Annotated in this window: 21 protein-coding genes and 1 pseudogene; 18 read left to right on the top strand and 4 right to left on the bottom strand. The window is 35.0% G+C overall.

Features of this window, described 5'->3' with window-relative positions:
• The first annotated feature begins 9 nt into the window (after nucleotides 1-9).
• Entirely contained in the window at nucleotides 10-780 is a 771-nt protein-coding gene (locus tag NAAC61_RS02950; RefSeq protein WP_199171173.1) for an ABC transporter ATP-binding protein, read from the top strand.
• A 127-nt stretch (nucleotides 781-907) separates the two neighbouring features.
• Here the strand turns inward: NAAC61_RS02950 and NAAC61_RS02945 are convergent, their stop codons facing one another.
• The 3 genes from NAAC61_RS02945 to NAAC61_RS02935 are packed head-to-tail and all read right to left on the bottom strand — an operon-like array spanning nucleotide 908 to nucleotide 3,625.
• Nucleotides 908-1,141: a chorismate mutase gene (locus tag NAAC61_RS02945; protein WP_337919688.1), complete on the bottom strand. Its 234-nt coding sequence runs from the start codon at nucleotides 1,139-1,141 to the stop codon at nucleotides 908-910.
• Between the two features lie 38 nt (nucleotides 1,142-1,179).
• Nucleotides 1,180-3,282, bottom strand: coding sequence for a translation initiation factor IF-2 (gene infB / locus NAAC61_RS02940; protein ID WP_202695260.1), 2,103 nt, complete (start codon nucleotides 3,280-3,282; stop codon nucleotides 1,180-1,182).
• Between the two features lie 16 nt (nucleotides 3,283-3,298).
• Nucleotides 3,299-3,625, bottom strand: coding sequence for a L7Ae/L30e/S12e/Gadd45 family ribosomal protein (locus NAAC61_RS02935; protein ID WP_103065165.1), 327 nt, complete (start codon nucleotides 3,623-3,625; stop codon nucleotides 3,299-3,301).
• Nucleotides 3,626-3,827: 202 nt separating this feature from the next.
• On the opposite strand from NAAC61_RS02935, the gene NAAC61_RS02930 reads away from it, so the two are divergent.
• From NAAC61_RS02930 to NAAC61_RS02905, 6 genes and pseudogenes are all read left to right on the top strand, one after another.
• The gene (locus tag NAAC61_RS02930) at nucleotides 3,828-4,976 is read left to right on the top strand and encodes a pyridoxal-phosphate-dependent aminotransferase family protein (protein WP_103065166.1); all 1,149 of its coding nucleotides are present in this window, start codon (nucleotides 3,828-3,830) and stop codon (nucleotides 4,974-4,976) included.
• A 6-nt stretch (nucleotides 4,977-4,982) separates the two neighbouring features.
• A complete protein-coding gene (locus NAAC61_RS02925; protein ID WP_103065167.1) occupies nucleotides 4,983-5,915 on the top strand; it encodes a D-2-hydroxyacid dehydrogenase in 933 nt (310 codons plus the stop codon).
• A gap of 130 nt (nucleotides 5,916-6,045) precedes the next feature.
• On the top strand, nucleotides 6,046-6,228 hold the full coding sequence (locus tag NAAC61_RS02920) for a ferredoxin (RefSeq protein WP_103065168.1): 183 nt from the start codon (nucleotides 6,046-6,048) through the stop codon (nucleotides 6,226-6,228).
• Nucleotides 6,229-6,382: 154 nt separating this feature from the next.
• Nucleotides 6,383-7,203 (top strand): annotated as a pseudogene (gene minD, locus NAAC61_RS11310) (septum site-determining protein MinD).
• Between the two features lie 6 nt (nucleotides 7,204-7,209).
• Entirely contained in the window at nucleotides 7,210-7,476 is a 267-nt protein-coding gene (locus NAAC61_RS02910; RefSeq protein ID WP_012208112.1) for a hypothetical protein, read from the top strand.
• Between the two features lie 20 nt (nucleotides 7,477-7,496).
• Complete coding sequence (locus NAAC61_RS02905; protein WP_012208113.1) at nucleotides 7,497-7,895, top strand: secondary thiamine-phosphate synthase enzyme YjbQ; 399 nt, start codon at nucleotides 7,497-7,499, stop codon at nucleotides 7,893-7,895.
• Between the two features lie 359 nt (nucleotides 7,896-8,254).
• Here the strand turns inward: NAAC61_RS02905 and NAAC61_RS02900 are convergent, their stop codons facing one another.
• Nucleotides 8,255-9,367, bottom strand: coding sequence for a transposase (locus NAAC61_RS02900; protein WP_237729725.1), 1,113 nt, complete (start codon nucleotides 9,365-9,367; stop codon nucleotides 8,255-8,257).
• 91 nt (nucleotides 9,368-9,458) lie between these two features.
• On the opposite strand from NAAC61_RS02900, the gene NAAC61_RS02895 reads away from it, so the two are divergent.
• From NAAC61_RS02895 to NAAC61_RS02845, 11 genes are all read left to right on the top strand, one after another.
• Nucleotides 9,459-10,019 (top strand): ABC transporter ATP-binding protein, encoded by a 561-nt coding sequence (locus NAAC61_RS02895; RefSeq protein WP_202695259.1) that lies wholly within the window; start codon nucleotides 9,459-9,461, stop codon nucleotides 10,017-10,019.
• Nucleotides 10,020-10,023: 4 nt separating this feature from the next.
• Nucleotides 10,024-10,170, top strand: coding sequence for a hypothetical protein (locus NAAC61_RS02890; protein ID WP_155811035.1), 147 nt, complete (start codon nucleotides 10,024-10,026; stop codon nucleotides 10,168-10,170).
• Between the two features lie 452 nt (nucleotides 10,171-10,622).
• Nucleotides 10,623-11,753, top strand: coding sequence for an ABC transporter substrate-binding protein (locus tag NAAC61_RS02885; RefSeq protein WP_202695258.1), 1,131 nt, complete (start codon nucleotides 10,623-10,625; stop codon nucleotides 11,751-11,753).
• Between the two features lie 74 nt (nucleotides 11,754-11,827).
• Nucleotides 11,828-12,742 carry a branched-chain amino acid ABC transporter permease gene (locus NAAC61_RS02880; protein ID WP_012208117.1) on the top strand — a complete coding sequence of 305 codons (915 nt, stop codon included), beginning with the start codon at nucleotides 11,828-11,830 and terminating at the stop codon, nucleotides 12,740-12,742.
• Between the two features lie 2 nt (nucleotides 12,743-12,744).
• Complete coding sequence (locus tag NAAC61_RS02875) at nucleotides 12,745-13,818, top strand: branched-chain amino acid ABC transporter permease (protein ID WP_121959025.1); 1,074 nt, start codon at nucleotides 12,745-12,747, stop codon at nucleotides 13,816-13,818.
• Nucleotides 13,819-13,845: 27 nt separating this feature from the next.
• The gene (locus NAAC61_RS02870; RefSeq protein WP_202695257.1) at nucleotides 13,846-14,643 is read left to right on the top strand and encodes an ABC transporter ATP-binding protein; all 798 of its coding nucleotides are present in this window, start codon (nucleotides 13,846-13,848) and stop codon (nucleotides 14,641-14,643) included.
• The gene (locus NAAC61_RS02865) at nucleotides 14,640-15,374 is read left to right on the top strand and encodes an ABC transporter ATP-binding protein (protein WP_012208120.1); all 735 of its coding nucleotides are present in this window, start codon (nucleotides 14,640-14,642) and stop codon (nucleotides 15,372-15,374) included. The genes NAAC61_RS02870 and NAAC61_RS02865 overlap by 4 nt, the downstream gene beginning before the upstream one ends.
• Nucleotides 15,375-15,499: 125 nt before the next feature.
• Nucleotides 15,500-16,132, top strand: a complete 633-nt coding sequence (locus tag NAAC61_RS02860) for a hypothetical protein (protein WP_103065172.1) — start codon at nucleotides 15,500-15,502, stop codon at nucleotides 16,130-16,132.
• Between the two features lie 264 nt (nucleotides 16,133-16,396).
• On the top strand, nucleotides 16,397-16,705 hold the full coding sequence (locus NAAC61_RS02855) for a (2Fe-2S)-binding protein (protein ID WP_103065173.1): 309 nt from the start codon (nucleotides 16,397-16,399) through the stop codon (nucleotides 16,703-16,705).
• Entirely contained in the window at nucleotides 16,698-18,341 is a 1,644-nt protein-coding gene (locus NAAC61_RS02850; RefSeq protein ID WP_103065174.1) for an FAD-dependent oxidoreductase, read from the top strand. Before NAAC61_RS02855 ends, NAAC61_RS02850 begins: the two co-directional genes overlap by 8 nt.
• Complete coding sequence (locus tag NAAC61_RS02845; RefSeq protein ID WP_103065175.1) at nucleotides 18,334-18,621, top strand: (2Fe-2S)-binding protein; 288 nt, start codon at nucleotides 18,334-18,336, stop codon at nucleotides 18,619-18,621. The genes NAAC61_RS02850 and NAAC61_RS02845 overlap by 8 nt, the downstream gene beginning before the upstream one ends.
• Nucleotides 18,622-18,631: the final 10 nt, after the last annotated feature.

The raw sequence follows: 18,631 nt of genomic DNA, 5'->3' as shown, positions 1-18,631 counted from the left end.
AAAGAAACTTTGATAAAAATTGAAAATTTGAGTGTCAATTACGAAACAAAAACCGGTGTGATAGAAGCTTTAAAAGACGTTAATTTAGAATTGAAAAAAAGCGAGTTTCTTTGTATTTTAGGACCCTCCGGTTGCGGAAAAAGTACATTGTTAAGAGTAATAGCAGGTTTCATCCCATTAACATCAGGGAAATGTTTGATGCATGAAAACCCCATAGAAGGGCCAGACTGGCATAGAGGAGTTGTATTTCAATCTCCTACTCTATATCCATGGTTAACTGTTAAAGGAAACATCGAGTTTGGGCCAAAAAGCAGGGGTGTCGCAAAAGACAAAATCGAAGAAATTTCAAAATTTTTTATTCAAGAAGTTGATCTTACCGGTTTTGAAGAAAAATATCCCTTCGAGCTTTCCGGAGGTATGAAACAGCGAGTAGCTCTTGCAAGAGTTTTAGCAAATTATCCTGAAGTTATCTTAATGGATGAACCTTTCGGATCCTTAGACGCATTTACTAGGAGCAATATGCAAAATTTGATTAGAAATATTTGGCAAGAAAATAATTGTAGTATATTTTTTATAACTCATGATGTAGACGAAGCTTTAATGCTAGGTACGAAAGTTTTAGTGATGTCTCCCAGACCTGGAAAAATAATCAAGGAATTTAACTTGGATTTTACCAACAAGTTGCTAACTCAAAAAGCAAAAGAGATACTTCATACAGAAGAATATTTTAATACAAAAAGCGAAATTTTAGATTTAATAAACTCTCAAAGTGAAATATAAAAAGATTATTCTTTTTTTGCTCTTAAGTTCTTTGCCTCATGTAAGTATACAAAATTTTGGGTGCTGCTTTCACAAATAATCAGCACCCTTATTATTTTTTCTCGAGAATCGTTAAAGGAAGCTTCTTCTAACTCATAAAAGGGACGTTATTCAGATCTAATTTCTCACGTAAAATGGTAGCAGGATTGAGACTTTTGATGTCAGGAGTTACAGAGAATATCACTGATATTATACGTGATATATCGTTTTTATTCATTATCTCATTCCATAGCTCTATAACATTTTCAGTTAATTCTATTGGATGATCTTCGTTTAAAGAAGTCGCTCCTCTTATTCCCACTATTTTATATTCAGGCTCCATATTATCATATCCCCATTTATTATCACCAAAACACTTAATTATTTAGTTTTTTGTTCCAAACCCAATTCTCGTTTAACGAATACATGTTTATAAAACTCTAATTCATCACCTTTAGTGAAATCTTCGAAATTTTCAAATTGAATTCCACATTCTTTAGGTGCTTCAATAGATTTAACTTCATCTTTATAATGTTTCAAACTCTTAATTTTTACATCGGCAACTAAACCGCCACTCCTATAGATTCTAACTCCACCATCCCGTTGAACGTAACCTTCATTTACTTGAACACCAGCAATTTTCCCTACACCTTTTATCTTGAACTCTTCTTTAATTACACCATTTCCCGTAAGCTCTTCCTTTTGAATAGGCTCTAACATACCTTCTAAAGCTTTCTTGATATCATCAATCAAATCAAATATAATATTGTATCTTCTGACTTCTATTCCCTCAGCTTCTGCCATCTTTAATGCCTTTGAATCAGCTTTTACTCTAAAACCCAAAACAATCGCATCTGAAGCGGAAGCTAACATTATATCGCTTGTGCTTACTGGACCTATTCCAGCATGTATAATTTCAATATTTATTTCTGGATTTTCAAACTTTTGGATAGCATTCCTCAAAGCCTCTATTTCTCCATAAGTACTAGCTTTTAATAAAATATTTAATTTCTTTTTTTCTTCCTCTTCCATTTTTTGCATAATATCTTCAAGCTTTACGTGCCTTTTAGCTGGACCTTTACTTTTTTCTTCTTCTTTTTCTTTTATTTTTTCTGCTAGCCCTCTGGCTTCTTCTTTTGAATCAATAACGTATAAAATAGAATGTGTGTTTGGAACATCGTTAAACCCCAAAACTTGAACAGGGGTGGAAGGAACGGCTCTTATTAAACTTTCTCCTTTGTCATTTATCAATCTTCTGACTCTGCCATAAGTAGAACCCGAGATAAAGTCATCTCCAACTTTCAATATTCCGTCTTTAACAATAACCGTTCCCAAAGGGCCCATAGCTTTATCAACGCGACTTTCAATTATTACTGCTCTAGCTTTTCCATCGGGAATACATCTTATCTCCTGCATTTCAGATTCTAGGAGAATCATTTCCAACAATTCATCGATTCCTTCGCCTGTTTTTGCTGAAACAAGAACTGTTATTGTATCTCCTCCCCAATCTTCCGGAATAAGATTGAGTTTAGAAACCATCTGTTGTTTTGTTAATTCAACATTGGCATTAGGTTTATCAATTTTATTTATAGCCACTATTATAGGAACGTTGGCACTTTTTGCATGATTATAAGCTTCTATTGTTTGAGGCATTACACCATCATCTGCCGCAATGATAAGAACAACTATATCAGTTACTTGAGCTCCTCTGGCTCTCATTTCTGTAAATGCTTCGTGGCCAGGGGTATCAATAAAAGTAATCCTTTGGCCGTTGTACTCTATCTGGTAAGCACCTATAGATTGAGTAATACCGCCTTCTTCTTTATCAGCGACGTGGGTATTTCTAATTTTGTCTAACAAGGTTGTTTTCCCATGATCAACGTGTCCCATAATAGTGACAACCGGAGGGCGTGGAGCCAATTTGTCTTTCTCTTTTTCATAAATATCGTTCCATTTTTTAGCAAGGATAGCTTCTATATCTTGTTCTTTTCCTTCTTCTGTTTCCTTTTTTTCAATTTCGAAATTCAATATAACGTTATAATTCATAGCAATATTTTCTGCCATGGTTATATCTAGTTTCTGACCTGGCCTTAATACAACGCCTTTCATAAACATGTCTTTTATAATATCATTTTGTTCCAATCCAATTTGTTTTGCTAAAATATCAAGGCTTAAATCGTGGGAAGTTATAGTAACCTCTCTTAAAAACTTTTCTTCAACAGGTTCTTCTTTTGATTTTTCCTTGACTTTCACTTGTTCTGAAGATTTGCCTTTCTCTTTCGAAGGTTCTTTTTGCTTTTTTACTTCCTTTTTAGTTTGCCTTTCTTCCTCAATAAGATCCATGATAACTTGCACAGTTTCTTCTTCTATAGTGCTCATATGACTTTTGACAGAAATATTTAATTCCTTTTCTAAAAATTCCATTAATTCTTTAGAGTTCATTCCCAACTCCTTTGCAACTTCATATATTCGGGTCTTCGACACCTATAAACCACCTCCACTATTGGAACATTTTCAATATTCCTTCGACGATATTTTCATCTGTAATTCCTATGACACTTATATTTTGTTTACCAAGAGCCTTAGCTAATGTTGACTTTGAGCAATATAATTCTATATAAGGTACATCAAAAATTTGACAATGTTTTATTACGTCTAGTTTCACTCTTGAACCAACATCCTTTGGAATAAGTATTAATTTCTTTTTTTGAAATGAGCGTATATAATTCCTCAATCCTTGCTTACCATAAACAATCTTCTTCGCTTTAGCAGCAAAACCCATATAACTCAAAATCTTTTGTTCATTTAAGGAATTCCCATTCCCCATGCTTTATTCAAAATCCCCTTTTTCGTGATTCCTTGATTTCTTTTTTATTATAACATTTTATTGCTGTCATTCAAAATATTTTTTCATTACATTTTAAGAAAACACAAAATAAAAAGGATAAAAAATATCCGTATTTGTACTTTAAAAAGTATGGTAAAATAAAAATAAGAAAACTTTCACAATTTTTAGAGGAGGGATACTTGTGACAAAGTTAGTAAGAAAGAACTATCTCATGGCTCCAGGACCAACCCCTGTTCCAATTGATCTTTTATTGGAAGGTGCAAAGGATACCATCCATCATAGAACCCCACAATATTTAGAAATTCAAAGCACAGCCCTAGAAAATCTTAAATATCTCTTTCAAACAAAGAATAATGTATACACCTTAGCTGCTTCTGGAACAGGAGTAATGGAAGCTGCAGTTGCCAACCTTATTTCACCAGGTGATACGGCTATTGCTGTAAATGGAGGTAAATTTGGGGAAAGATGGTGCGAATTGTGTAAAGCTTACGATGCAAATTTAGTTGAAATCGATATCGAATGGGGAAAATATGTTCGAGTAGAACAAATAAAAAAAGAACTAGAAGAGCATCCAGAAACAAAAGCTGTTTTCACCACCATAAGCGAAACCTCTACAGGTGTTGTACATCCTATCAAAGAAATAGCCGAGATTGTAAAAGAAACCAATGCAGTTTTAGTTGTTGATGCTATTTCTGGAATGCTGGCTGAACCTTTAAAAATGGATGAGTGGAACATTGATGTTGTAGTAACTGGAGTTCAAAAGGGATTTATGATGCCTCCAGGAATAGCAATGATAGCGTTAAGTGACAAAGCAATGAAAGTTGTAGAAAATTCTAACAACCGTAGATATTACTTTGATTTAAGAGCATATAAAAAAAGTTTTCCGGATTCTCCATATACTCCTCCTGTTAACCTTGTTTATCAGTTAGCAAAGGCAACCCAGACGCTAAAAGAGGAAACAATTGAAAGCGTTTGGGAAAGACACAGAATCTTGGCAGAAGCAACAAGGGCTGCTATTAAAGCGATGAACTTAGAACTTTTTGCAGAAAGACCTGGAAATGTATTAACAGCAATAAAGGTACCTCAGAATATTAATGGTGAAGGTATAGTTAAATTCTTGAGAGATGAATGGGGAGTTACCTTTGCAGGAGGACAGTCCCAGCTAAAAGGAAAAATAATAAGAATTGCTCATCTTGGTTACATGTCAAAATTTGATGTCATCGTTGCGGTAAGTGCCTTAGAAATGGCTTTTAACAAATTTGGTTTCGAAGTTGAACTTGGAAAAGGTGTAAAAGCTGCCGAAGAAGTTTTCATGAAAGAGGGGGTTTAAATAACTATGAAAATTCATATAAACGACCCTTTGGATGAAAATGCCTTAAAAAAATTACAAAATGAATTACCTGATGTTGAAATCACTTCGGAACACCTCGAAAAAGATGTTCTCAAAGATAAAATTAAAGAAATTGACGTATTAATTGTAAGAAGTGCAACTAAGGTAACAAAAGAAATATTAGAACACGCAGATAAATTAAAGATTGTAGCAAGAGCGGGCATGGGATTAGATAATATAGATGTCGATACTGCTAAATTGAAAGGAATAACCGTCTTAAATACGCCGGGCCAGAATTCTTTATCCGTTGCAGAATTGGTTATAGGAATGGTTTTAGATATTTATCGGCACATTACAAGAGGGACGATCGGTTTAAAAAATGAACAATGGGAGAAAAAACAACTAGAAGGATTGGAGTTGTCGCAAAAAACCTTTGGCATCATCGGTTTTGGCTATGTAGGAAAAAATTTGGCACAATTACTAAAAGGTTTTCAGACCAATACTCTGGTGTATGATGTTTTTGAGATAAGTGAAGAAGAGCAAAAGAATTATAATGTTAGACAGGTAACTTTGGAGGAGTTACTCCAAAATTCTGACATTATTTCTTTACATATTCCAAAAAACGAAAAAACTTACCATTTTATAAGTGAACCCCAAATCAAAATGATGAAAGATGGTGCAGTAATAATTAATGCTGCAAGGGGGGGCGTCCTCGACGAGAATGCTGTGCTTAAATATTTGAAAAATGGCAAGCTCCTTGGAGTAGGATTGGATGTTTTCGAAGAAGAACCTCCAAAGGGTGATCTATACAAGGAACTTTTTGCTTTACAAAACGTTGTCGTAACACCCCATATAGGTGCTTCTACAAAAGAAGCGCAAGAACGAGTGGGAATAAATATAATAGACAGAGTAGTAGAAGAAGTTAAAAAACTGAACTGACGAAATGAAGTTATATTTTCTTAAATCAATTTTTAAATTTAATTGAGTAGATATATGGTATAATCAGATGGCTTTAATTAGCATATGTAACAGATAGCAAAGATTTTAAAAACTATTTGGAGGTGTAGCTATGAAGATAGTTATTGACAAAGAAGCTTGTATAGGAGACGCTATATGTGAAAGTTTATGCCCAGACGTATTCCAAATGGGAGATGACGGAAAGGCCGAAGTCATTGATGAACAAAGTGACGCACCATGCGTGCAAGATGCTATCGATGCCTGCCCAACTGAAGCTATAAGTATCGAAGAATAATACGGTAACAAAAATAGTTTTTAAATTAATCGGGGATTTCTCCCCGATTTTTTTATTTTTAATCAATTTGTAGTATAATCTGTTTAGCCCTTAGAATATTATAACTTTTTTAATTTTTAAAAAATGGGCAAAGTTTTCTAGTGGAGGGGTAGAGATGGAAAATGCAAAGGTGTTTGTTATTACCTCTGGAAAAGGGGGAGTTGGTAAAACTACCATCACAGCTAATTTAGGGGCCACCTTAGCAAAAAAAGGTTACAATGTTTGCCTTATAGATGCAGATATTGGATTGAAAAATCTGGATTTGATTTTGGGGTTGGAAAACAGAATAGTTTACACTATAATGGATGTTGTAAGTGGTAACAAAACTGTTATGGAAGCACTCGTAAAACACAAACAATTAAAAAATCTCTCTCTACTGCTTCTTCTCAAATTGCCAACAAAGATTTAATGTCCCCTCAAGATATGAGCGATATAGTTTCTAAACTCTCTAAACATTTTCATTACATTATTATAGATTCCCCAGCAGGAATAGAAAGAGGATTCCAAAACGCTGTTTCATCTGCACAACACGCTATCGTTGTTACTACACCAGACCTGACTGCCATAAGCGACGCAGATAGAGTCATAGGGTTGCTTGAAAATCAAGGTTATACCGACGATCGCATATCACTAATTGTGAATCGATTAAAATTGAGACTTGTTAAAAGAAACGAAATGCTTTCCGCTGATGATATCAAAGAAGCGCTAGCATTGAATTTAATCGGAATAATACCTGATAGTGAGGAAATTTTACTTTCTTCCAACGAAGGAACTCCAATATCAACAAACCAAGAAGCTAAACTTTATTCGGTTTTCAATAATATAAGCGATAGAATCTTAGGAAAAGATATACCGTTAGAAAAAGATTTGATAGATGTCGACCACGCCCCTCAAGGATTTATAGAATTCATCAAAAGATTATTCAGAAGAGGGTGAAAGTAAATGTGGCCTTTCAAAAGTAAAAAGACTAAAACTCGGGAAACCGCAATAAAAAGAATGAATTCTTTCTTAAGTACCTCAGACCGAAAAAATGGAGGAAAGAGCCAAATTAGATTTGAAAATGTCAAACAAGAAGATTTGGATTTCGTAATAAACTATATTAAAGATTATGCTGTTAAACATCTGTCAGTAAAAAAAGAAGATGTTAAAGTACATGTCTCCAAAGAAGGCAACTCTATCACTATTGTTGCTAATATATTTTACCAGTAATAAATAAGGAGTTGAGAATTATGATATATACCTACTCTTTAAAAACCCATAATAGAGAAGAAATGATCGACATAACCAGCTATATTCAACAGAGTGTCGAAAATTCAAAAATAGAAGAAGGCATTTTGATAGTATATGTCCCCCATACAACTGCCGCCGTAACAATCAACGAAAATGCAGATCCATCTGTAAGAAAAGACATCACAGATTTTCTAAGAAATAAAATCCCTAAAAGCACGGAATATTCTCATCTTGAAGGCAATGCTGACTCGCATATAAAATCAACGCTCGTTGGACCAACATTGTCTTTAATTATTGAAAATGGAAAGCTTTTATTGGGGACATGGCAAGGAATTTATTTCTGTGAGTTCGATGGTCCAAGAAACAGAAATTTTATAGTAAAAATCATCGAAGGTTAAAGTTTAAAGTTAATAATCTTTTATTACAACAAAAATTGACTGGAAATATTCCGGTCAATTTTTTTATATGCATCATTTGCTTCGCAAATGAGAATTTGGAAGTTAATTCTAAGGCATTATGAATAAAGCTTTTTGCGCAAGCAAATTGGCAAAATAGTTGCATTGTGAACTACTTATCTCTAAAGAGGTAAGCTTCCTAATTCAGCGACCGTTGCGAAACACCTTAGAAAGGATCTAAGGATAACCGTCTTACACTGTCTCCAAAGGCTTAACATCCCCCAGTTCCTGGGGTAGAGTCAGTTTATACAGCGTCTAGCTGTTTCCTTATCTGCCGTAAGGCTGTGTGGCGAATGCCTGTTTTAATCCAAACTTCCTAATATTAACGGCAGCGTTATATCTCTATCATGTTTAGTTCCACATTCAGGACATATCCATTCTCTATCAGAAAGTTTTAAACCTTCTTTCTTATACCCACATACACTACAAGTCTTAGACGAAGGTTCAAACATTCCTATCTCGATTACCTTTTTACCTAGTCTCTCTGCTTTGTATTTTAGGAACGTTTTGAATTGATACCATCCTGAATCTGAGATACTTTTAGCTAAGTGATGATTCTTTAACATACCTCTTATATTGAGAGTTTCTACAATGAAGAAATCAGCTTGGTTCTCACTGATTTCTTTTGTTAGTTTATGCAGAAAATCCTCTCGTGTATTTTTTATTTTCTCATGTATTCTAGCAACTTCTAATTTTGCTTTGTCCCAATTCTTTGACCCTTTTTCTTTACTTGAAAACTTTTTATATGCATGTTTTAGTTTCCTTTCGTACTTAGACAATACTTTAAGAGCTGGATACTTCGTTCCATCGGATAATACAACAAAATCTTTAAGTCCCATATCCATACCGATTGCGTTTTCGTAGTCTATATCTCTTTCAAGGTAAGAACCTTCGACTTCAAAGGTCATAGACACAAAGTACTTACCTGTTGAAGTTTTAATGAAAGTACAATTTTTTATCTTTGCATTTGGATCTATTTTTCTATGTACTCTTACTTTGATACCTTCTTTAAACTTTGGTACGAATAGAATACCGTATTTATCATTATTTTCATTTTCGTACAGTTGTATATGTTGTGGAACTCTAAACGATTGTCTACTTGATTTTTTCTTAAATTTGGGGTATTTACTTTGTTTCTTGAAGAAACGTTTAAACCCACTTTCTAAATCTTTTATAGACTGTTGTAATGATTGAGAGTTGACATCATTCAACCATCGATACTTCTCTGTCTTTTTAAGAACCGTAAGCACTTTAGCCCACATATAATAATTAGTATACGTTTTAGTATTCTTATATGCCTTGTTAGCAAACTCTAAGAATAGGTTGTAAACAAATCGAGTATGTCCAAAATGTTGGCTAAATTTCTCAATTTGTTCGTTAGTTGGATATATACGAAACTTGTATGTTTTAAGCATATTCAATCACCTTAATTCGATAATTGTATGATATAATACAATTGTATCACATATACATATAATTAACAACATTTTTTGATTCAAATTCGTTTTGTGTTTGAAGCTAGCTATCATCTCTCCAATAAATTGGAGAGTGTTCTCGTTGGATTTTCACAAAATAGTAGAAAAGGGGATAGCCCTAGTTCCTGAAGGTAGACGTATTTTCCCTAATCTCACTGTTTTAGAAAACCTCCGATTAGGTTCGTATTCTCGCAAAGACTCTGAAAAAATAAACGAAGATTTCGATTGGGTACTTACACTTTTCCCGCAATTAAAGGAAAGACTTAAGCAACTTGGGGGTACACTCTCTGGAGGGGAACAACAAATGTTGGCGGTTGCAAGGGGGTTAATGTCAAGGCCAAAGGTTCTAATGCTCGACGAACCATCTCTGGGACTAGCTCCAATTCTAGTCAAAGAGGTTTTAGGAACTATAGAAAAAATAAGCCAACAGGGAGTAACTATATTGCTTATAGAGCAAAATGCTGTTGGTGCGTTAAAAATCGCTAATTATGGTTACGTCTTAGAAACTGGAAAAATTGTTCTTGAAGGTCCGGCAGAAGATCTCTTAGAAAACGATGAAGTTAGGAAAACTTATCTAGGAGTAACGGCTTAAAACCTTGAAACTATTTCATACTTTTCAAGATTTCGAAGAAAGATATCAACAGTACAAGGATTTTCAAGATTTCCAAGATTTCCAAAGATACCAAAACTACCAAAGATTCAACCAGCAAAGATACCAAGATTGTCCTTATTACGACGACTAATTTAAACCAAATACTTTAAAAAGAGGCCTAAAGGCCTCTTTTTTAGTGCGTATAGATAAAATCTAAGTGGTAAAAGTTCTTCGTGAGTAGAGGTAGCGTCAATCAGTAGTTGAAAGCAAAGAGTGTTCATTGGTGGTGTAGGAGAACGGTAGATAAATCAATTATCTACCTTCTGCCCAGTTTTTACATGTCATTTACCTCACAAATGAGAATATGGAAAGTACTTCTAAAACATTATAAATAAAACGTTTTGCACAAGACTGCAAAAAAAAGTTGCATTATAATTTTATTTGTTGTATAATTAAGAAAATTACTATTTGATTTCTTTTCTGTTAGATTATTAATATATTCTTATGAAATTCTGTTCACATAAGATAAAGACTATGAAAATTTTTTCTACACTTTATTAAGCAAAATAACATCCACACATATTATATGAGGAGGGGAAAAACATGAAAAAAACCTTTGTTTTTGTGTTTTTGGTAGTTATTATGACTTTCACACTCTTTGGTCAAGAAGTCATCAAAATTGGTATGAACTTCGAACTAACAGGACCTGTTTCTGGGTATGGTCAAATGTCAAGAGACGGTGTAATGTTAGCCAACAAGTTGAAACCAACAGTTAACATCGGGGGTAAAGAAATCAAAGTGGAAGTTGTAGCTGTCGATAACAAATCTGACAAAGCAGAATCAGCTAACGCAATAAGAAGGTTGATAGATCACGAAAAGGTAGTTGCAGTTATTGGTCCTGCAACAAGTTCGGCAGCATTAGCTGCAGCTTCAATAGCAGAAGAAAGGCAAATACCAATGGTGGTCAACACCGCAACTAACCCTTTAGTTGCCCAAAACAAAAAGTATGTATTCAGGACCTGTTTTGAAGATACTTTGCAAGGTGCTCTACTTGCAACATTTGCCTGGGAAGAACTTGGAGCTCAAAACGTCGCCATAATGGTAGATGTAGCCCAAGATTACGTTGTGGGACTTGCTAATTATTTTGAAAAAGCTTTTGAACAGTTTGGAGGAACCTATTTTACTGAATTTTATACAACTGGTGATCAAGATTTCACCGCTCAACTTACCGACGCCCTTTCAAAAAATCCAGATGCTATTTTTATGCCAGGGTACTACGCTGAAATAGCTTTAATTTCCAAGCAAGCTAGAGATTTAGGTTTCACAGGTCCCATGTTTGCTGGAGATGGTGCCGACGCACCAGAATTAATACAAATTGGTGGAGAATACGTAGAAGGCCTTTCTTATACAACTTACTTTCACGAGGATGCAGAATTATCCGCTGCTACTAAACCTTTTGTAGAGGCCTATCAAGAGGAATACAACAGAAGAGCCGACGCATTTGGAGCTTTGGCGTATGATGCTTACATGGTAATAGTTAACGCTATTGAGTCTGCACAGTCCACAGATCCTGTAAAAATTAGAGACGCTTTAGCACAAACTAGAGACTTTCCTGGTGTCGCCGGTACAATTACGTATCCTCAAGGTTCTGGAAACCCTATAAAACCAGCGGTAATAAACATGGTTGAAAACGGACAATTTGTTTTCCGTACCGTTATAAAACCCAGGATGTAATATTTAACTATATTAAAGCCATCTCACAAAATGAGATGGCTATACTTTCTTGGATCCAGAAAGGGGGCTCATAATTGACTATCCAAATGTTCTTTCAACATCTAGCAAATGCCATCTCTCTTGGCAGCATATACGCACTTATTGCCATAGGTTATACCATGGTTTATGGGATACTCAATTTAATAAATTTTGCTCATGGTGACATTTTTACTTTTAGCATGTATTTTGCTTTTTATGCAGTTACTCTCTTTTTATTTCCATGGTGGGCAGCTTTTATTTTTGCGATTGTTTTAACGACTCTACTAGGTGCTACAATCGAACGAGTCGCTTACAGACCATTAAGAAAGGCTAATGCCCCCAAGATCTCAGCATTAATTACAGCTATTGGTGTATCGTTCTTCTTACAAAACTTCGCAATAGTTGTCTTTGGTGGAAGAGCAAAATCATTCAATCCCCAATTAGGAGTTTACCCAACACAATTCGCACAAGTACTAACTTTTGGAGATGTAAGGATACCTTTACTAACTTTCATAATCATAGGTGTTTCTATTCTTGCACTTTTTGTATTGGTTTGGATAGTTTATAGAACAAAAGCCGGCATGGCGATGAGGGCAGTTTCTAAAGATGTTACTGCAGCAAAATTAATGGGTATAAACACCGACAGAACTATTTCTCAAACATTTATGTTGGGGTCCGCTTTAGCAGCTGTGGGAGGTATTCTTTGGGCTATGAAATACCCTCAAATCTATCCTTATACCGGCATGATCCCCGGTTTAAAGGCATTTATAGCTGCAGTTGTCGGAGGAATTGGAAGTATTCCAGGAGCTATGCTTGGAGGTTTTATTTTAGGGGTTGCCGAAATAATGATAGTCGCATTCTTACCCGCTTTGGCAGGATATAGAGACGCTATTGCTTATATTATTTTGATAGTTATTCTTCTAGTAAAACCAAACGGGCTTCTCGGTGTGGAAATAGGGGAGAAGGTGTGAATATGGAAAAAACGCTATCTTTTAAGACTAAATTCTTTTTGACAATTCTTTTTATATTGGCAATCTTTCTATTACTGTTGACAGCTAATAACAAAGCTAGTGATTATTTAATTTTGATATTGAATTTAATGGCAATTAATATAATATTCGCCGTAAGTTTAACCTTTATTAACGGTATTACAGGTATCTTTTCGTTGGGGCATGTTGGATTCATCGCAATTGGGGCATATGTATCGTCCATTTTAACACTTTCTCCTGCTCAAAAAGAAATAAGTTTTCTGATAAAACCTTTAATATACCCCTTAAATGTTATCCAAATCCCTTTCCTACCAGCAATCATAATAGCTGGACTGGTAGCTGCTGCGTTTGGTTACTTAGTTGCTGCCCCATCTCTTCGACTAATTGGTGATTATTTAGCCATCGCAACCCTTGGTTTAGGTGAGGTGGTTAGAATCGTTGCAAATAATACCTGGTCTATCACAAATGGGGCTTTGGGTTTAAAAAGCATCCCACAATATTCTAACCTATGGTGGACTTGGGGATTTGCTTTAATTACGGTAGTCTTCATTTCCAGCTTAATAAAAAGTAGTTATGGAAGAGCTTTAAAGGCAATAAGAGAAGATCCAATTGCTGCTAAATCTATGGGAATTAATGTTTTTTCTCATCAAGTAGTCACTTTTGTAATTGGTTCTTTTTTTGCAGGAGTTGGTGGAGCATTATGGGCTCACTTAATCACTACTATAGATCCAAAATCTTTCATGTTTCAAAAAACCTTTGAAATATTGATAATGGTGGTCATCGGTGGACTTGGGAGTATTAGTGGAGCCATAATCGGAGCTTCACTTTATACAGTAGGATTAGAGTTCCTTAGAGTTCTAGAAGAACCAATATCGATAGGTCCCATCTACATACCAGGTGTCCCGGGAATGAGAATGGTGGTTTTATCTCTCATTCTCATAATTATAATGCTATTTTGGAGAAGAGGCATAATGGGAAGAAATGAAATAACATGGGATGGCATCTATAAACTGATAATGAAAGCAAGAAATAAAAATAGATTGAGAGATGATGAATGAATTAGAAAATTTTCAAGGAGGCTTCCAATGACTAACCAATACGATAACGAATATATCTTAGAATTTGAGAATGTAACCAAAAGATTTGGAGGTTTAATGGCAGTTAATAACTTCAATGGCTATTTGAAAAATGGCGAATTACTTGGTCTAATAGGTCCCAATGGAGCAGGGAAAACCACTCTTTTCAATTTGATCACTGGTATATACACTCCAGATACTGGAAAAATTTTATTTAAGAAACAAAAAATAAATTCTAAAAAACCTCATGAAATAACTCAGTTGGGAATTGCTAGAACTTTTCAAAATATTCGATTGTTTAAAGATATGACAGTTCTAGAAAATGTTTTAGTCTCTCAGCATTTGAAATTGAAAAGTTGGATTTGGCTTTTTAAAAGTGTTTTAAAAACTCCTGACGTTTTAAAAGTAGAAAAAGAGATGCAAAACGAAGCCTGGGATCTTCTAGAAGAAGTCGGATTGTCTGTTTACGCTAATGACAAGGCAAACTCTCTTCCATATGGATTACAAAGAAAGTTAGAAATCGCAAGAGCACTTGCCACCGGAGCAAACCTACTTCTGTTAGACGAACCGGCGGCAGGAATGAACCCTCATGAAACAAGTGAATTGATGGAATTTATAAAACATATAAGACAGGAGTTTGAGCTATCTATTCTCATTATAGAGCATGACATGAAAGTCATCATGGGAATTTGTGAGCGTATTTATGTCTTGGATTATGGGAAAAAAATCGCTGAAGGAAGTCCACAGGAGATTCAAAAAGATCCTTTGGTAATAAAAGCCTATTTAGGTGAGGAGTTGGCAATATGAACAGTGAAAATTCAAACATAATTCTTAAAATATCTGATATGAACGTTCACTATGGTGGTATCCATGCAGTAAAAGGAATCGATATGGAAATCAAAAAGAATGAAATCACAACGTTGATTGGATCAAATGGAGCGGGAAAAACTACAACCTTGAACGGAATAATGAATGTAGTTAAAAAGAGCGGTGGAAAGGTGTTTTTAGATAATGTTGATATTACAAGCATGGAAACTCATAGAATGGTAGAAAAAGGAGTAGTTCTAGTCCCTGAAGGTAGACGTATATTCCCAAATCTAACGGTTTTAGAAAACCTCCGATTGGGTTCGTATTCTCGCAAAGACTCTGAAAAAATAAGCGAAGATTTCGATTGGGTACTTACACTTTTCCCACGATTAAAGGAAAGACTCAAGCAACTTGGAGGCACACTATCTGGGGGAGAACAACAAATGCTGGCGGTTGCAAGAGGGTTAATGTCAAGACCAAAGGTTCTAATGCTCGATGAACCTTCTCTTGGACTAGCTCCTATTCTAGTTAAAGAGGTTTTAGAAACTATAGAAAAAATATGTGAAGAGGGGGTAACCATACTGCTTGTAGAACAAAATGCCGTTGGTGCATTAAAAATCGCTCATTATGGTTATGTCTTAGAAACCGGCAAAATTGTTCTCGAAGGACCTGCAAAAGATCTCTTAGAAAACGATGAAGTTAGGAAAACTTATCTAGGAGTGACGGTTTAAAACTTTGAAACCACATCACACTTTCTTAAGCTTCTTCTAAGCTTCCATTAAGTGAACATTAAGCATATTGTTTTATTATTCTGATGTATCAAAAATAAAAAACATTACTTAGTGGAGGTGTTGGTATGAAAAAAGTTTTTCTGTCTTTCTTTATAGGTATTCTTTTAGTCGGATCGTTATTTGCACAAGTAGGACCAGCTGGTGGGGCTCCAATGTCCCAGGTACAAAATCAGGATCCTCTCAACCAAATGGTTCAGGATCAAGAAAGATTGCAAGAAAGAATATTCTTTCAAGATGTTTCACCAGTAACCATTACAGGAACTGTCAAAACCATAGTGGATAACGATGTATTTCTAACCTTGAGTGTTGAAGTAGACTCTGAAATCTACTCAGTAAGAGTGCCCAAGAATTTTTTGGATGATGTAAAAGCCGGTGAAAGTATTGAACTAACAGGATACAAGGTAGTAATAAACGACATCAAAAACTTTGTACCTTTAGAGATCAAATATCAAGATAGAACAGTGAATATGCAGAGATATATGGAAAATGTTCGATCTCAAAATTTCGAAGAAAGATACCAAGAAGATTTCCAACAAAACCAAGATTATCAAAGATATAGAGACTACCAAGATTACCAAGATTTCAAAAGATATCAACAGTACAAGAATTATCAAGACTACCAAGATTTTCAAAGATACCAAAACTACCAAAGATTCAATCAACAAAGATATCAAGATTGTCCCTATTACAACGACTAATTCAAAGTAAAAACGATGAAAAGAGGCCTAAAGGCCTCTTTTTTTATACAAAGAAATAATTAACTTTATAATATTTTTCAAAAATTGAAAAAAACTTCAATATTTGGCTTTAATCGTCTATAATCATGAAATTTTTTTCATAATCGTCTATAATCACCTTTTTTAAAAAACGAAAATTATGATTCAATTAATAGTAGAAACATGGTACTTGTGTGGAGCTGCGAGGCGAATGGAACATATAAATTATTTAAGAGGGAGAAAAAAATGAGAATACAAAATCATCCCATACTAAGTTTCAATAGAGATAAACAAATAAAGTTCTATTACAATGGTAAAGAATTGATAGGTTACGAAGGAGAAACCATTGGGGCAGCATTGTACGCAAATGGTGTTTTTAAATTCAGTGAAAGTAAGAAATTACACAGACCAAGAGGAATTTTCTGCGCTATTGGACATTGTTCCTCCTGCTTGATGACAGTTGATGGAGTCCCAAACGTAAGAACGTGCATAACTCCTCTAAAAGATGGAATGAAAGTGGAATCCCAAAATATCGGAGTTGAGATAAATGAGTAAAATTGAAAACCTTGAATTATTGGTTGTAGGTGGAGGTCCTGCAGGACTTTCAGCTGCACTTGCTGCTGCTAATTACGGAATTAAAGTATCTTTAGCAGAAGAAAGAGAATTTTTAGGGGGACAACTAATAAAACAAACCCATAGATTTTTCGGTTCAGAAAAAGAATACGCAGGCACAAGGGGAATAGATATACTGAGAAAGTTGATCGACGAAGTTAACAAAAATAAAAACATAGAAGTGTTATTATCTTCTCGAGTCTTGGGAATCTATGAGGATAACGTTGTAACTATATTAAACGATCATAAAATGAAAAAGTATTATCCTCAAAGTATTATTTTTGCAACGGGGGCATCCGAAAAATTTTTAGCTTTTGAGAATAACGACCTTCCTGGCATTTTTGGTGCTGGGGCAGTTCAGACTTTGATGAATGTTTATGGCGTCATGCCAGCAACAAATGTCTTAATGATTGGTTCGGGAAATATTGGGTTGATAGTTTCTTACCAATTATTACAAGCTGGTGTAAAAGTAGCTGCAATAGTTGAAGCAGCGCCAAAAATAGGTGGATACTCTGTTCATGCATCAAAACTCAGAAGGTTGGGCGTACCGATTTTAACGTCTCATACCATAAAAAAAGCTATCGGAAAAGAAAAAGTTGAAGGAGCGGTAATATGTGAACTCGACAACGATTGGAATGAAGTAAAAGATACAGAACAACTGATCAAATGTGATGCAATCTGTCTATCTGTTGGATTAACCCCATTGGTTGACCTCTTAAAACAAAGGAAAGTAAAAACCACTTATGTCTCAGAACTGGGCGGCTACGTCCCCTTAAGAGACGAAAATATGGAAACCTCAATTAAAAATTTATTTGTTGCAGGGGATGTTTCAGGGATAGAAGAAGCAACAGCAGCAATGATCGAAGGTCAAATAGCCGGTTTATCCGTTGCCAAAAGAATCGGAAAAAACAACAAAAAAGAAATTGAAAAAAGAATAGAAGAAGGTAAAAATGAATTAGAATTGCTAAGATCTGGACCTGTAGGCAAGAAAATTAGGAAAGGTTTATCTAAATTAGGTTTGAATCACGGGAAAAATTATAACGAAAATTTTTCAGAAGAAGCACTCGATATCTCTCACTTGATGAAAACTGGGGTACCTTCGGAAGAAAACTTAAAAAACAAGTTACCATCAGAAGAAAAGGTCTTTGACAAAGGACCTATAGCCATATCAGAGTGCTTTCAAAGATTCCCTTGCGACCCCTGCGTAAAAAGCTGCCCTTTCAACGCCATATCTGAAAATGGTAACATCAACAACATTCCCTACGTTGACTTTGAAAAATGCACCGGATGTGGCATATGTGTTAGCAAATGTCCAGGACTGGCAATGTTTGTAGTTCATAAGAATTTCAGTGAAACAACTTCGGTTGTTATTATGCCTTACGAATTTCTTCCAAGACCCCATAAAGGAGAAATTGTAAAGGTATTTGATAGAGAGGGAAAATACTTATGTGATGGCAAAGTAATAAGAATATTGGATGGAAAATTTCAAGACAAAACAGCCGCAGTGAGTATAGAAATTCCAAAGAGATACTATTTACAAGCCAGGAATTTTAAAGTGGAGGAAGGAAACCATGGATGAAAACAAGGTAATAATTTGTAGATGTGAAGATGTAACTTTAAAAGAAATAAGGGATGCCATAAGAGAAGGATTCACCACCGTTGAAGAAATAAAGAGGGTGACAAGAAGCGGGATGGGACCTTGTCAAGGTAAAACCTGTGGCTTGTTGATCGCAAGGGAAATTTCACAGATGACTGGCAAGCCGATGGAAGAAATAGAATTACAAAACATCAGACCTCCATACGGAGGAATAACCTTTGAAGAAGTAACAAAAGGAACCGTAATGAAGAATGATAAATAAACTCTAATAT

Source organism: Petrotoga sp. 8T1HF07.NaAc.6.1 (genome assembly GCF_016772115.1).
In the GTDB taxonomy this organism is placed as follows: domain Bacteria; phylum Thermotogota; class Thermotogae; order Petrotogales; family Petrotogaceae; genus Petrotoga; species Petrotoga mobilis.
Note: the sequence above shows the minus strand (reverse complement) of the source record. Positions and strands in the feature narration are given on the sequence as shown.